The 12831-nt window shown below is 69.8% G+C and carries 14 protein-coding genes; 5 read left to right on the top strand and 9 right to left on the bottom strand.

All coding sequences use genetic code 11. The annotated features are described in order from the left end of the window. Nucleotides 1–51: 51 nt before the first annotated feature. The 3 genes from PIQ37_RS17885 to PIQ37_RS17875 all read right to left on the bottom strand — a co-directional run bounded on the left by PIQ37_RS17885 (nucleotide 52) and on the right by PIQ37_RS17875 (nucleotide 1284). On the bottom strand, nucleotides 52–387 hold the full coding sequence (locus PIQ37_RS17885) for a VOC family protein (protein ID WP_342074488.1): 336 nt from the start codon (nucleotides 385–387) through the stop codon (nucleotides 52–54). A gap of 10 nt (nucleotides 388–397) precedes the next feature. Then, on the bottom strand, nucleotides 398–745 hold the full coding sequence (locus tag PIQ37_RS17880; protein WP_342074487.1) for a TfoX/Sxy family protein: 348 nt from the start codon (nucleotides 743–745) through the stop codon (nucleotides 398–400). Nucleotides 746–984: 239 nt separating this feature from the next. After that, nucleotides 985–1284 carry a hypothetical protein gene (locus tag PIQ37_RS17875; RefSeq protein WP_342074486.1) on the bottom strand — a complete coding sequence of 100 codons (300 nt, stop codon included), beginning with the start codon at nucleotides 1282–1284 and terminating at the stop codon, nucleotides 985–987. Between the two features lie 125 nt (nucleotides 1285–1409). Here PIQ37_RS17875 and PIQ37_RS17870 point away from each other — a divergent pair, with 125 nt between their 5' ends. Both PIQ37_RS17870 and PIQ37_RS17865 read left to right on the top strand, forming a co-directional pair. Then, the gene (locus tag PIQ37_RS17870; protein WP_017912048.1) at nucleotides 1410–1997 is read left to right on the top strand and encodes a lipocalin family protein; all 588 of its coding nucleotides are present in this window, start codon (nucleotides 1410–1412) and stop codon (nucleotides 1995–1997) included. A 235-nt stretch (nucleotides 1998–2232) separates the two neighbouring features. Next, nucleotides 2233–2658: a winged helix-turn-helix transcriptional regulator gene (locus PIQ37_RS17865; RefSeq protein ID WP_255325519.1), complete on the top strand. Its 426-nt coding sequence runs from the start codon at nucleotides 2233–2235 to the stop codon at nucleotides 2656–2658. A 312-nt stretch (nucleotides 2659–2970) separates the two neighbouring features. Here PIQ37_RS17865 and PIQ37_RS17860 read toward each other — a convergent pair whose 3' ends face one another. Beyond that, nucleotides 2971–3942: a helix-turn-helix transcriptional regulator gene (locus PIQ37_RS17860; protein WP_010341069.1), complete on the bottom strand. Its 972-nt coding sequence runs from the start codon at nucleotides 3940–3942 to the stop codon at nucleotides 2971–2973. A gap of 180 nt (nucleotides 3943–4122) precedes the next feature. On the opposite strand from PIQ37_RS17860, the gene PIQ37_RS17855 reads away from it, so the two are divergent. Next, the gene (locus PIQ37_RS17855) at nucleotides 4123–4917 is read left to right on the top strand and encodes a DUF481 domain-containing protein (protein ID WP_342074485.1); all 795 of its coding nucleotides are present in this window, start codon (nucleotides 4123–4125) and stop codon (nucleotides 4915–4917) included. Between the two features lie 410 nt (nucleotides 4918–5327). After that, the gene (locus tag PIQ37_RS17850; RefSeq protein ID WP_342074484.1) at nucleotides 5328–5753 is read left to right on the top strand and encodes an ester cyclase; all 426 of its coding nucleotides are present in this window, start codon (nucleotides 5328–5330) and stop codon (nucleotides 5751–5753) included. A gap of 346 nt (nucleotides 5754–6099) precedes the next feature. Here the strand turns inward: PIQ37_RS17850 and hemC are convergent, their stop codons facing one another. The 4 genes from hemC to mdoH all read right to left on the bottom strand — a co-directional run bounded on the left by hemC (nucleotide 6100) and on the right by mdoH (nucleotide 10571). Beyond that, nucleotides 6100–7023: a hydroxymethylbilane synthase gene (gene hemC, locus PIQ37_RS17845; protein ID WP_342074483.1), complete on the bottom strand. Its 924-nt coding sequence runs from the start codon at nucleotides 7021–7023 to the stop codon at nucleotides 6100–6102. A gap of 58 nt (nucleotides 7024–7081) precedes the next feature. Next, nucleotides 7082–7813, bottom strand: a complete 732-nt coding sequence (locus tag PIQ37_RS17840; protein ID WP_342074482.1) for a LytR/AlgR family response regulator transcription factor — start codon at nucleotides 7811–7813, stop codon at nucleotides 7082–7084. Between the two features lie 103 nt (nucleotides 7814–7916). Continuing rightward, nucleotides 7917–8582 carry an alpha/beta hydrolase gene (locus PIQ37_RS17835; RefSeq protein ID WP_342074481.1) on the bottom strand — a complete coding sequence of 222 codons (666 nt, stop codon included), beginning with the start codon at nucleotides 8580–8582 and terminating at the stop codon, nucleotides 7917–7919. 39 nt (nucleotides 8583–8621) lie between these two features. Further along, nucleotides 8622–10571 (bottom strand): glucans biosynthesis glucosyltransferase MdoH, encoded by a 1950-nt coding sequence (gene mdoH / locus PIQ37_RS17830; RefSeq protein ID WP_342074480.1) that lies wholly within the window; start codon nucleotides 10569–10571, stop codon nucleotides 8622–8624. Nucleotides 10572–10879: 308 nt separating this feature from the next. On the opposite strand from mdoH, the gene PIQ37_RS17825 reads away from it, so the two are divergent. Further along, nucleotides 10880–11500, top strand: coding sequence for a cysteine hydrolase family protein (locus tag PIQ37_RS17825; protein ID WP_342074479.1), 621 nt, complete (start codon nucleotides 10880–10882; stop codon nucleotides 11498–11500). A 6-nt stretch (nucleotides 11501–11506) separates the two neighbouring features. On the opposite strand, the gene PIQ37_RS17820 is transcribed toward PIQ37_RS17825, so the two are convergent. Next, a complete protein-coding gene (locus PIQ37_RS17820; protein WP_342074478.1) occupies nucleotides 11507–12814 on the bottom strand; it encodes a two-component system sensor histidine kinase NtrB in 1308 nt (435 codons plus the stop codon). Nucleotides 12815–12831 lie beyond the last annotated feature (17 nt).

Raw genomic sequence — 12831 nt, 5'->3', positions numbered from 1 at the left:
AGCCACATAGCGCCGTTGCGCACAGTCTCCATGGCACCCTGGAACGCGGGATCAATCCGTCTGCATGATCGCCAGCTCAAGCCCGTTGGGATCGCGGAAGTGCAAGCGTCGCCCGCCCGGAAAGGCGAAGATCGGCTTGCTGATGATCCCGCCGGCCGCCTCGACAGCCGCTTGCGCAGCGTCGAGGTCGTCCACCAGCACCACTGGCAGAGGCGCTGCTGGCGCCTCGCTCATGTCGCCCTGCAATCCCAGGTCGACGTGGCCCGTCATGGTGCATGCGTAGCTGGGGCCGAAACTGGTCAGTTCCCACCCGAACGCTGCCGCGTAGAAGGTCCGTGCCGCGCCGAGATCGCGTGCGGGAAGTTCGACGAAATTGATGCGGGGCATGCGCAATCTCCTAGGCTTGTTTTCGAACGCGTTTGGTCGGGAGGCCGGACACACTGCGCATCACCCACGACCTCAGTTCGGCCGGCTCGGACAGCATGGTCTCGGGGACGACGACGTAGGACTTGCTGGCCGGCTGATCCGGTTCGTAGCGAAGCGGTGCGGCACCCGGCAGGGCCAGGAGTGCGTCGCGCTCGCTGCCGGTGAACTTCAAGGCCAGTCCGACGTCGGAAAGGGACGCGAACGGCTTGCCGTCCGCGTAGGCGAAGCGTCCGCCGAACATGGGGCGAAACGTCACCTCCAGCTCGGGCGGTGCCGCGTCGGCCAAGACCGACTGCAACAACGTGGGATCGTGCTTCATGCGGGCTCCTCCTGTGCCGCCTTCCCATAGCATGCCCCGCGCCGGGCGTCATGGCACGGCTGCTCTGCCCCTGCCGCGCGCAGAACAGGGTCGAGCCACGCATGGAGATCCTGCGGCATTGCGGTTTCCTTGGCCACGGCGAACCCGACGGTGAGCAGGTACGAGAGGGGCACGACTCGGATCCGGGCAGGGCCGCGCCGCAGCAGGTACGCGCCCTCTGCAGTGCCCCCTGCCGACGGTCAGACCGGGCGCGCGGTCCGCAGCGCCGGCCGGCGCCGCCGCGCCTGCGCCCGCGGCCTGGCCCGCCACTGCCCCCACAGACGCCGCAGCGGCGGCAGCGGGAAACGATGCAGGGCCCACCAGGCGCTCAACGGCATGCCCAACAGCCACAGCGGCCGCCAGCCCAGCCACTCGCTGTGGCCGCGCGCGGCCGGCCACACCAGGACCAGGGCCAGCCCGGCCAGGATCGCCTGGCGCAGCAGGCGGCGCAGGCCCGGGTGCGGGACGTGGGTACGCGGGGAGGACGGAACGATCGGCATGACGGCAGCTCCTGGAAGTCGAGGCGCGCAGGGTGCCGCCGCGACATCTCAGGGGCTGCGACGCACCATTGACATGGCGCACGCGCATACTTCACCGGCGTTCGCCCTTCGCCCCGGAATCTTCTATGCGCCTGCTCTCCCTGTTCGCTTCCGTGCTGCTGCTGGGCATGGCCGTCCCGTTGCCGACGGCCCGCGCCAAGGCGCCGGACCCGGAGCAGGAGCCTGCGCAGCCGCCGATCGACCTGCAGCGCTTCATGGGCCGTTGGTACGTGATCGCGCACATCCCGTACTTCGCCGAGCGCGGCCACGTCGCCAGCAGCGACGAGTACACCCTCAAGGAAGACGGCAAGATCGCGGTGCGCTACGAGTACCGCAACGGCTTCGACGAGCCGGTCAAGGAGCTCAACTCGCGCGCCACGGTCAAGGAAGGCACCGGCAACCGCCGCTGGACCACCTGGTTCTTCAGAATGGTGCCCACCAAGTACCGCATCCTGGAAGTGGCGCCGGACTATTCCTGGGCGCTGATCGACTATCCCGGCCGCGACCTGGCATGGGTGTTCGCGCGCTCGCCGAACATGAGCCACAAGCAGTACCGTGAGCTGGTCGACAAGCTGGACCACCAGTACGGAGTCAACATCGACAAGCTCAAGCGCGTGGCGCAGCGCCGCGACCAGGTCGGCAAGCTCGGCTTCGAAGTGCCGAACAAGCCCTGAAGCAGTTCCCGTCGCAGCCAGCTGCGACGCGGACAACCCGATCCGCATCGCGCCGGTCTGGCGTACTCCGCGCGCCCGGATGCCGTTCGGGCCACGTAAGACCCCGCCGCTGCGACCACCCAACGTCGCCACGCCATCGCACCGGGCGTGGTCGGCACCGACAGCACGATCATCCTTCGCTCAGCGAAGCACCCGGCGCGGCCCGTATGATCGGGGCGCCCTCCCCCACAGACAGGTGCACCGCTTGGCCAGCGTCCTCTCCGAACCTCTCGACGAAGCACCGCGCGGCTGCGCGGACGCGACCCAGCTGCGTGGCCAGGTATTCGCGCAGAACTGCCCGTCCCGGGCCGTGCTCAGCCATGTCACCAGCCGCTGGGGCGTGCTGGTGCTGGTCGCCCTGCGCAAGGGCACCCATCGCTTCGGCGACCTGCGCCGCAGCCTGGAAGGGGTCAGCGAGAAGATGCTCTCGCAGACCCTGCAGGCGCTGGAAGCGGACGGCCTGGTGCAGCGCACCGCCTATCCCGTGGTGCCGCCGCACGTGGAATACGACCTGACCCCGCTCGGCGAGGAAGCCGCGGCGCACGTGCACGCGCTGGTGGACTGGATCGAGCGCAACATCGGCGTGATCCTCGGCGGCGGCGCGCCGCTGGATGCGGCGTAGGCGTCGACCTCCAGGCTGCGACACGCATTGGCGGTAAGGCCGCGGTCGCGGCTGAAGCCGCTCCTACGACGGCCGCTGCGTCGCACGGGCCAGGGATTGCTGCAGCAGCAGGAGGTGCACGCCTCGGCGGCGACCCGGCGGCGGACGCGTGGGCCGCTCACTCGTAGGAGCGGCTTCAGCCGCGACGGGCATTCCCGGTAACGCTCGTCGCGGCTGAAGCCGCTCCTGCAAGTGACCTTCCATCGTTGTTGGAGCTCCTGAAGCCGCTCCTACGGAAATCGCGTCGGGCGCAGCGGTGTCTCGATCGTCGCTTTAATCGTCGCTGTAGTTGCTCAATGCCAGCGACAGCAGCGCCTTGGCCTGTTCGCGCAGCGAGCGCGGTTCCACGATCTCCGCATCCGAGCCGTAGTGCAGCACGTCCATCAGCAGTTCGCGCGAGACGCTGTAGGGCACCTTCAGTTCGTAGCGGCCATCGGCCAGGAACCGGCCCTGCTGCTTGGAATGCCAGTGCTCGTCGGCGACCCAGCGCGCGGCCTTGGGGCTGAACACGATGGTGGCCCAACCCTTGGGCGCGCCGGAGAAGATGCCGTAGCTGGCCGCCAGCTGCGAATCCAGTTCGGCGTCGGCCACGTCCTGCGCCGGCTGGTCGAGCAGGCGCGCGTGGTTGATGCGATCCACGGCGAAGCTGCGCACCGCGTCGCGGCCATGGTCCCAGGCGTCCAGGTACCAGTTGTCGCGGTAGTGGGTGATGCGCTGCGGCGACACCGTGCGCTTGGTCGATTCGTCGGTGGAGCGGGCGCGGTAGTCGAAGGACAGGCGCTTGCGCTCCAGCACCGCCGAGGCGACGGTGCGGAAACTGGCTTCGTCGAGCTTGCGGCCGCGGTGCGGGATCACCCGCACCCGCTCCACCGGCCAATGGGTCGCCCCGGCCTGGGCGGCGAGCAGGCTTTCGATGCGCTGCTGCAGCGGCGCCAGCACCGAGGACAGCACCCCGCCGCCGGTGCGCGCCAGCAGTTGCTGCGAGGCCAGCAGCGCGTGCAGTTCCTCCGAACTCAGCCACAGCCCGGGCAGCTCGAAACGGTCGCTCTCCCCGGACTCGTAGCGGAAGCCGGCCTCGCCGTCGCCCTCCACCGGCGCCATCAGCGCATCGCGCAGGAAGGCCAGATCGCGGTAGACGGTGGCGCGGGAGCAGCCCAGTTCGTCCTGCAGCCGCGCCACCGTCACCGGGTAGCGTGCGGACTTGAGCAGGCGGTGCAGTGCGTTGATGCGTTCGTAGCGGTCCATGGCCCCGATTATGTCTGAGTCGACGACGGAAAACGCCTGCCTGGCGTGGCGGCCGGCTGCGCGCCCGAACCGTCGATGAAGCCGGCGCCCGGGGCCGGCCAGGGTGTCATGTGGATCCGGTATGATGAAATCGTTTCCATTTCGTTAGCCGAAGGCTGCGTCCTCATCCCCGGAGAAGCCATGTCCCGCCGTGCCACCCTCGTATCCGCCATCGCTTTGTTGCTGCTGAGCACGTCCCCGGCCTGGGCCGCCGACGTCGCCACCTCACCGGCAGCCACGGACCCGGCCAGTTCGCCGTGGAGCGGATCGGGCGAACTGGGCTTCGCCTCCTCGCACGGCAACAGCACCAACGAAAGCCTCAACGGCCGGCTCAAGGGCCAGTACGTGGACGGCGACTGGATCCACAGCCTGGACCTGCTCGCCCTGCACGCCAGCGCCGAGTACACCGACACCAATCCGGACGGCACCACCACGCGCAAGCGCCAGACCACCTCCAACCGATACACCGGCAGCGCCGGCAGCGCGCTGCAGCTCGGCGAGCACCGCCAGCTGACCGCCTCGCTGCGCTACGAGCGCGACGACTTCGCCACCTACGACCGCCTGGCCACGATCGGCATCGGCTACGGCACCCGGATCATGGACGGCGACCGCCGCAGCATCGACGTGCAGATCGGTCCCGGCGTGCGCCGCGCCCACGACGTGGTCGAGGACCGCACCGAAACCGGCCTGATCGGCCGTGGCCTGATCGACTTCAAGTACGGCCTGACCAGCAACACCGAACTGGGCAACACCCTGCTGGTCGAATCCGGCGCGTACAACACCTTCGCGCAGAACGACCTGGGCATCTCGGTGAGCATGAACGAACGCCTGGCGCTGAAGGCCGGCTGGCAGGCCCGCTACAACAGCGACGTCAGCGACGACAAGAAGAAGACCGATACCTTGACCACGATGAACCTGGTCTACAAGTTCAAGTGAGCCGGGATTGGGGAGTCGGGATTGGGGATTGGTAAAGGCCGGGTTCCTGGGTCGGTGCGATGGACGGCGGCCTGTGGCAGTGCCGGTCGCCGCATGGTGTCGCCACCATCGACGCACGACGCCGCGTCGTGCCGCCGCGTTCCGGCACGGCAATGGCATGATCAGGATGCTTGTCGAATGCCGAGATCCATCCCAAGACATCCCAGGCCGCAAGGTGTGACGGTCCCGTTGCTCGACCGTCTTCCGGGAGGAAGGCCCATCGGGAACAGGCCTGACTGATCGGGAAGTTCCATCCGACCCCGCTTCTTTGAAGGATGCTCGGCCGGGAAATGAGCACCATCCCGCGACCATCCCGCGACCTTTGATAGGTGCAGTATCGCTGCTGGTGGTTGTCCGGAACGGAGGCGTTCATGACCATATCCGATATCAAGACCGTGGTTCGCCGGTTCAACAAGGAGGTCATCGAAGGCGGGGACCGCGCCGCATTCGAGGCACTGATGGCCCCGGGGTTCGTCAACCGATCCGCCCCGCCTGGCACTCCTGCAGGAGGCGAGAGCATGTGGAGCACCTTCCACGACGTTCTCCGGCCCGCATTGGCCGGATTGACGGTGACCATTCACGACCAGGTCGCCGAGGGCGACAAGGTGACCACCCGCAAGACCGTGTCGGGCAGGCACACAGGAACCTTGTTCGGGGTGGAACCCACGGGAAAGCCGGTCAGCATCGAGGTGATCGACATCGTGCGGGTCGAGAACGGCCGCTATGTCGAGCATTGGGGAATCAACAACCTGCCGACCGTGCTCGCTGGCTTGCGGCGCGACGAGTCCGCGCCGTAGGAGCGGCTTCGGCCGCGACCGTAGAGGGTCGGCAACGACCGGCTCCAGGCCGCTCGACCCCGTTGCAGCAGCGACTTCTGCCATCGCCGTCCAGCATCCTGGCCGCGGTGACCGGATACGCCCACGCTCCTCGTAGGAGCGGCTTCAGCCGCGACAGGCTTTCCCGGTAACGCGCATCGCGGCTGAAGCCGCTCCCACACGCGCGCAACCAGCACTGCCGGGATCTGCACGGTGGGAGGGACTTCAGTCCCGACGACGGAGGGTGTCAGTCCGCTTTCGGCTTCGCTTGTCGCGGCTGCATGACAGGTGATCCCCAACCGTCGCTGGCGCGACACTGCGTACGCCCTCAGGCCGGCAGGTCGACCTCCAGCAATTCGCGTGCGCCGGCGCCCAGCAGGGCCTCGGCCACGGCCTGGCCCAGCGCCTGGGGATCCTGCGCACTGCGCTGCAGGTCGGCGCGCACCAGGCGCCCGTCGGCGACGCCGCCGACCAGGCCCTGCAACAGCAAATCCTCGCCGCGCCATTGCGCGAAGGCCGCCACCGGCACGTGGCAACTGCCGTGCAGGGCGCGGTTCATCGCCCGCTCGGCCTCCACGCAGGTGCGGGTCGGGGCGTCGTCGAGCGCGGCGAACAATGCCAGTGCGTCGCTGGCGTCCTCGCGGCATTCCACCGCGATCGCGCCCTGCGCCGGGGCCGGCAGCCAGTCCGGCGCCTGCAGGCGCTGGGTGATGCGCCCCTCCAGGCCCAGCCGCTGCAGGCCGGCGCAGGCCAGCACGATGCCGTCGTAGCCGCCGTTGTCGAGCTTGTCCAGGCGCGTGTTGACGTTGCCGCGCAGGTCCAGCAGTTCCAGGTCCGGGCGCCGCGCGCGCAGTTGCGCCTGCCGCCGCAGCGAGGAGGTGCCGACGCGCGCGCCGAGCGGCAGCGCGTCCAGCGAGGCGTAGAGGTTGGAGATCAGCGCATCGGCCGGATCGGCGCGCGGCAGGATCGCCGGCAGCACGAACGGCGGATCCAGCTCCATCGGCACGTCCTTGAGCGAATGCACCGCGCAATCGGCCTCGCCGCGCAGCATCGCCAGCTCCAGTTCCTTCAGGAACAGGCCCTTGCCGCCGATCGCCGCCAGCGAGCGGTCCAGGACTTCGTCGCCGCGGGTGCTCATCGGCACCAGCACCACGTCCAGGTGCGGGTGCGCGCGGCGCAGGCAGGCGGCGACATGCTCGCTCTGCCACAGGGCGAGCGGACTCTTGCGGGTAGCGATGCGCAGGATGTTCATGCGCGCATTATCGCGGAAAGCCGCCGTCCGCCGCTGCACGCGGGCGGCCCGGGCGGCGTCAGCGCTGGTGGATCTCCTTGCGCAGCTGCGCCACGCAGCGCCGGCTGACCTCCAGCGGCTGCTTGCCATGGCGCAGCACCGCCTGCACCTGGCCCTCGCCGAGCCGGCGCAGCTCCACCAGTTCGTGGCGCGCGACCAGGCAGTTGCGGTGGATGCGAACGAAGCGCTCGGCGAACTCCTCCTCCAGCGCGCGCAGCGATTCCTCGATCAGGTCCTCGCCGCGGGCGTGGTGCACCACCACGTACTTTTCCTCGGCCTGCAGGTAGTGGATGTCGTCGACCGGGATCAGCCGCAGGCTGCCGCGCAGGCGCGCGCACAGGTGGGTGCGGCGCTGCGGGGCCGGCGCCGCGGCGTCGCCGCTGCCGCGTCCGGCCATGAAGGTACGGGCGCGCTGCAAGGCCGCGGCCAGGCGCTCGGCGCGCACCGGTTTCATCAGGTAGTCGATCGCCGCCGCCTCGAACGCGGACAGCGCATGCGCATCGTAGGCGGTGCAGAACACCACGGCCGGGCGCGGTTCGAAGGTGGCGAGGTGGCGCGCGGCTTCCAGGCCGTCGAGGCCGGGCATGGCGATGTCCAGCAGCACCAGGTCCGGCTGCGCGGCGGCGCAGGCGTGCAGCGCGTCCATGCCGTTATCGGCTTCGGCCACCACTTCCACGCCGGCATGCGCGGCCAGCAGCGTGCGCAGGCGTTCGCGCGCCAGGGGTTCGTCGTCGGCGATCAGCACCTTCACCCAGGTCTCCCTCGCTCGGCTGGCGTGCGCTGCGGCCGATACTAGCCCTGGTTCCGGGCGCCCGCCATCGGCATCGCACCATGCCGCCATGCGGCCGCTGCAATCAGCAGCCGGCGAGGCAGGCGTCCATCCAGTCGCCCAGGTCGGCGATTTCCTCGGCGCAGACCTGGTGCGCCATCGGATAGCGTCGCCACTGCACCGGCATGCCCAGCGCCTGCAGGGTCTGCGCGGTACGCTCGGCGTAGGTCTGCGGGATCACCGGGTCGCCCTGGCCGTGGGCCATGAACAGCGGTTGCCGCAGGGCCGCCGGGACGTGCCAGTCGGCGACGCTCTCCAGTTCCGGCAGGTAGGTGGACAGGCCGATCAGGCCGGCCAGCGGCCGTTCGCGGCGGAGGCCGGCGGCCAGGGTGATCGCGCCGCCCTGGGAAAAGCCGGCCAGCAGCAGGCGCTCGGCCGGCACGCCGCGCGCGTCCTCGCGCGCGATCAGTTCTTCGACCTGCGCCACCGATTCGGCGACGCCGGCACTGTCGGCGCGGTTGGAGAAGTCCATGCTGACGATGTCGTACCAGGCGCGCATGCGCACGCCGTTGTTGACCGTCACCGGCCGCACCGGCGCGTGCGGGAACACGAAGCGCAGCGCCGGCCAGTGCGGCCGCACCAGTTCCGGCACCAGCGGCACGAAGTCGTTGCCGTCGGCCCCAAGGCCGTGCAGCCACAGGACGGTCCAGGCCGGCGCGGCGCCGGTCTCGTGTTCCACTGTCTCCAGCATGTCGGTTCCCGATGAATGAGGCCGGATAGTATGCCGGCGTCAGCCCTGGGCCTGCGCCTCGGCCTCGGCGCGGCGTGCGGCGGCCTCGCGGCGCAGTTCGGCGGCGCGCAGCAGCACTGCCGGCGGCTGCGACTCCTCGGGAATGGCGAGGATGCGCAGCTTGCGCAGCCACAGGCCGGCGGCGCGCGAGGAACTGATCGCCACCACCGGCACCGCCAGCGCCATGCCGATCACCACCGGCGCCATCCATGCCGCCAGCGACGGCGACACGGCATAGGCCATGCCGCCCATCAGCAGGCCGAACGCGCTCAGTCCGCCGTAGCTGCGCAACAGCGCCGACCACGAAATGCGGCCATCGTCGCGCTGCTGCGCGTCCCAGCCCGAGTCCTTGCCGGCCAGCACCTCGGCGACGCCGCGCGACTGCACGTACATCACCACCGGCGCCATCAGCGCGGCCAGCAGCGTTTCCAGCAGCATGCTGGCGAAGGCGCGCAGCCCGCCGCCGCAGCCGCGGCGTTCGCCGGGTTTGAGCAGCATCGCGAAGTAGCCCATCACCTTGGGCGCCAGCAGCACGAACATGGTCACCGCGAACACCCAGAACACCCGCGTGGAGTCCTGCTGGTGCCAGTAGCGCGCCGGCGAGAACGGCGAGATCACCGAGGCGACCAGGTCGAAGCCGCCGTTCTGCAGCGGAATGGCGATGCCGATCAGCATCAGCATGCCCCACATCGGCGCGGTGAAGTAATGGCCGATGCCGATCAGCATGTGCATGCGGCTGACCCAGTGCAGGCCGCGCGCGCGCACCACCTTGGAGTGCTGCAGGTTGCCCTGGCACCAGCGGCGGTCGCGCACCAGCAGGTCGGTCAGCGTCGGCGGGCCTTCCTCGTAGCTGCCCTGCAGGTACGGCACCATGTGCATGGCCCAGCCGCCACGACGCATCAGCGCCGCCTCGACGAAGTCGTGGCTGAGCACGTGGCCGCAGAACGGCTTGCGCCCGGGCAGCGACGGCAGGCCGGCCTGCGCGGCGAAGGCCTCGGTGCGGATCATCGCGTTGTGGCCCCAGTAGTTGCTTTCCGCCCCGTGCCACCAGGCCACGCCGAAGGCGATCACCGGGCCGTAGACGCGGCCGCCGAACTGCTGCATGCGCGCGAACAGGGTGTTGCCGTTGACCACTTCCGGCAGGGTCTGGATCAGGCCGACGTCGGGGTTGGCCTCCATGCCGGCAGCCAGACGCACGATGCTGTCGCCGGTCATCAGGCTGTCGGCGTCCAGGATCAGCATCTGCGGATAGGCGCCGCCGAAGCGGCGCACCCAGTCGGCGATGTTGCCGGCCTTGCGCCCGGCATTGCTGGCACGGCGCCGGTAGAACAAGCGGCCTTGACCGCCGACGCGCTCCACCAGCTCGGCGTACACCTTCTCTTCTTCCGCGCCGATGGCCGGGCGCGTGGTGTCGCTGAGGATGAAGAAATCGAAGCGCTCGATCTGGCCGGTGGCCTCCACTGATTCGTAGATCGCCTGCAGGCCGGCCATCAGCCGGTGCGGATCCTCGTTGTAGGTGGGCATCAGCAGCGCGGTGCGGTTGCGCACCTGCGGCAGCGGCGAGTCCGGATCGATGCCGAGCTTGCGGCCCTTGCCGAACACCAGGGTGAAGAAGCCGGCCAGCGCGCTCACGAACGACAGCGCGATCCAGGCGAACAAGGGGATGAACAGCACCATCAGACAGGCTTCGAGCACGCTCACGCCGCCGATCACCAGGACCTTGCCGATCAGCCAACTGGCGTAGGCGGTCATCGCCGCGGTGGTGCCGAACACGTAGAAGCGCCGCCAGCCGATCCCGACCGGGGTGCTGGGCAGGCGCGTGTTGCGCAGCTTGCCTTCCTGCAGCGACTGCAGCGGCATGGCCAGCGGTGCCTCGGGCGGCAGGACCGCGTGACCGGCATCCAGGGGAGCATCGACGTGCACGGCCGGTGTGGGGGCGACCGTGCTCATGCGATCCGCCGACCGCGTCCGGCGCCGCAGCGCCATCGGGAAGTGCCGCGGGCGGACGGCACGGCGGATGCCGCCGCGGCCACGCGCGCCTCGTTGTGTTCGCCAGTTGGTACCACGTGCTCTCCTGTCGACGGGCAAAGACGCCGGTCAATGTAAACCTTAAATAGTAAGCTTTCGCGAAGGTGGCCACCGGCACCGCCGAGGTGGCGCCGGCCGATCCGTTCAGCCATGCCGCCTTCACCTGCGCTCACCCGCGTTTCACCCCTCGCGCCGACCATGAAGCCAGTCCGGCAATGGAGGATCGACGCATGCGCCAGCCCGCCCGGCGACGCACAGGCACCCAGCGGCAACACGACCATCCGGCAGCACCCGCGCCGCCGCACGGAGCGCCGGCGCTGCTGATCGTGGACATGATCAGCCGTTTCGACTTCCCGGACGGCGCACGGCTGGCGGAGGCCGCACTGCCGGTGGCCGAGCGCATCGCCCAGTTCCGCGCGCGCTTCCATCGCCGCGGCTGGCCGGTGCTGTTCGCCAACGACAACTTCGCCGACTGGCGGACCGATTTCGAAGGTCTGTGGACCCTGTGCGCCGACCCGAAGCAGCGCGGCGCACGCATTGCCGCCTGCCTGGCGCCGCGCCCGCAGGACTATTACGTGCTCAAGCCCAAGCACTCCGCCTTCCTCGGTTCGGCCCTGGCCCTGCTGCTGGCGCGGCTGCAGACCACCCGCCTGCTGGTCACCGGCATCGCCACCGACGCCTGCGTGCTGGCGACCGCGATCGATGCGCGCATGCGCGATTTCCAGGTGCAGGTGCCGCCCTCGTGCTGCGCGGCGCTGGATGCCGGGCGCCAGCAACGGGCGCTGCAGGTGCTACGCGAGGCCTTCGCGGTGCGCATCAGCGACCGGCTGCCGGCACGCGCGGGCGGATGAGCGGGGTTACTCCGCCGTCGGCACCGGCATCGGGTCGGCGCCCTCGCCCTCGTCGCCGAGCGGCCGCGCCACGAACGGGAACGCCAGGGTGATGGTGGTGCCGCGTCCCAGTTCCGATTCGACGTCGACGAAGCCGCCGGCCTGGCGCACCAGCCCATAGACCTGGGCCAGCCCCAGGCCGGTGCCCTTGCCCTCGGGTTTGGTGGTGAAATACGCCTCGAACAGGCGCGACTTGACCGCATCGGACATGCCCTCGCCCTGGTCGCTGACCGCCAGGGTCACGTAGCGGCCGGGCTGGCGCATCGCCGCCGCGCGCGACGGCGGCACTTCCAGCGCGCCGCAGCGGATCGTCACCGCATCGCCGGGGCGACTGGCGTCGCGCGCGTTCAACGCCAGGTTCAGCACCGCCTGCTCGACCGCGTTGCGGTCGGCATAGGTCGTCGCCACCTCGGCGCAGGGCAGCAACTGCAGGCGCATCTCGCCGCCCAGCGCCTGCGCCAGCAGCGGCTGCATCTGTGTCACCAGCGCGTTCAAGTCCAGCCAGGCCGGCTTGACCGGATGCGCGCGGGCGAAGCCGAGCAGGCGCCGGGTCATCCCTGCGCCGTGCTGCAAGGCCTCGTTGGCGATGCCGAGCAGGCGGCGCTGGTCCGGCTGCAGGCGTTGCGGGTGGTCGGCCACCATGCTGACCGAAGTCATCGCGGTATGCAGCATGTTGTTGAAGTCGTGCACCACGCCGGCGAGCATCTGCCCGATCGCCTCGCCCTTCTGCGCCTGGGTCATCGCGCGCTCGGCCACGCGCTGCGCGGCCAGGGCGATGTCCAGTTGCCCGCGCAACTGCGACTGCTCGGCCTGCCAATGGCGGCCCAGCGCGGCGGCATCGGTCGCTCCCAGCGGCACCTCCTCGGCATCGATCGGGGCCAGATCGCCCAGCGCGCGCAGGGCCTGCTCGATCTGGTACTGCTGGGTGACGTCGCGGCTGATCACCAGCACGCTCTCGACCCGCGCCGAGGCGTTGGCCAGCGGACTGACCATCACGTGCCACCAGCGTCGCCGCCCATCCAGCGACGGGCGCTCGGCCCAGAATTCACGCTGTTCGTTGCCCAGCGCCGCAGCAAAGGCGCCCTGGGTCAGCGAGCGCATGTCCTCGGGCCACAGTTCGGCCCAGGGGTGGCCGACGATATCGGCGGGGTCGGAGACGCCCAGCAACGCCAGACCGTGCGGATTGATCGAGCGCACGATGCCGTCGCGCCCGACTTCCTTGATGCAGTCGTGCGAGAGCTCGACGATCTGCCGATAGTGAGCGTGAGTGGTCAAGCCGCGTCTCGCAGTGA

Source organism: Xanthomonas protegens, from assembly GCF_038442435.1.
GTDB lineage: Bacteria > Pseudomonadota > Gammaproteobacteria > Xanthomonadales > Xanthomonadaceae > Xanthomonas_A > Xanthomonas_A sontii.
This window is presented reverse-complemented; position numbering and strand designations above follow the sequence as displayed.

Bases quoted from the DNA above. Each gene is read 5' to 3' on its own strand.
- PIQ37_RS17860 (WP_010341069.1), bottom strand. From the start codon at position 3,942: ATGGACCGCTACGAACGCATCAACGCACTGCACCGCCTGCTCAAGTCC.
- PIQ37_RS17825 (WP_342074479.1), top strand. From the start codon at position 10,880: ATGCGCCAGCCCGCCCGGCGACGCACAGGCACCCAGCGGCAACACGAC.
- PIQ37_RS17835 (WP_342074481.1), bottom strand. From the start codon at position 8,582: ATGCTGGAGACAGTGGAACACGAGACCGGCGCCGCGCCGGCCTGGACC.
- PIQ37_RS17880 (WP_342074487.1), bottom strand. From the start codon at position 745: ATGAAGCACGATCCCACGTTGTTGCAGTCGGTCTTGGCCGACGCGGCA.
- PIQ37_RS17885 (WP_342074488.1), bottom strand. From the start codon at position 387: ATGCCCCGCATCAATTTCGTCGAACTTCCCGCACGCGATCTCGGCGCG.
- mdoH (WP_342074480.1), bottom strand. From the start codon at position 10,571: ATGAGCACGGTCGCCCCCACACCGGCCGTGCACGTCGATGCTCCCCTG.
- PIQ37_RS17875 (WP_342074486.1), bottom strand. From the start codon at position 1,284: ATGCCGATCGTTCCGTCCTCCCCGCGTACCCACGTCCCGCACCCGGGC.
- PIQ37_RS17870 (WP_017912048.1), top strand. From the start codon at position 1,410: ATGCGCCTGCTCTCCCTGTTCGCTTCCGTGCTGCTGCTGGGCATGGCC.
- hemC (WP_342074483.1), bottom strand. From the start codon at position 7,023: ATGAACATCCTGCGCATCGCTACCCGCAAGAGTCCGCTCGCCCTGTGG.
- PIQ37_RS17850 (WP_342074484.1), top strand. From the start codon at position 5,328: ATGACCATATCCGATATCAAGACCGTGGTTCGCCGGTTCAACAAGGAG.
- PIQ37_RS17855 (WP_342074485.1), top strand. From the start codon at position 4,123: ATGTCCCGCCGTGCCACCCTCGTATCCGCCATCGCTTTGTTGCTGCTG.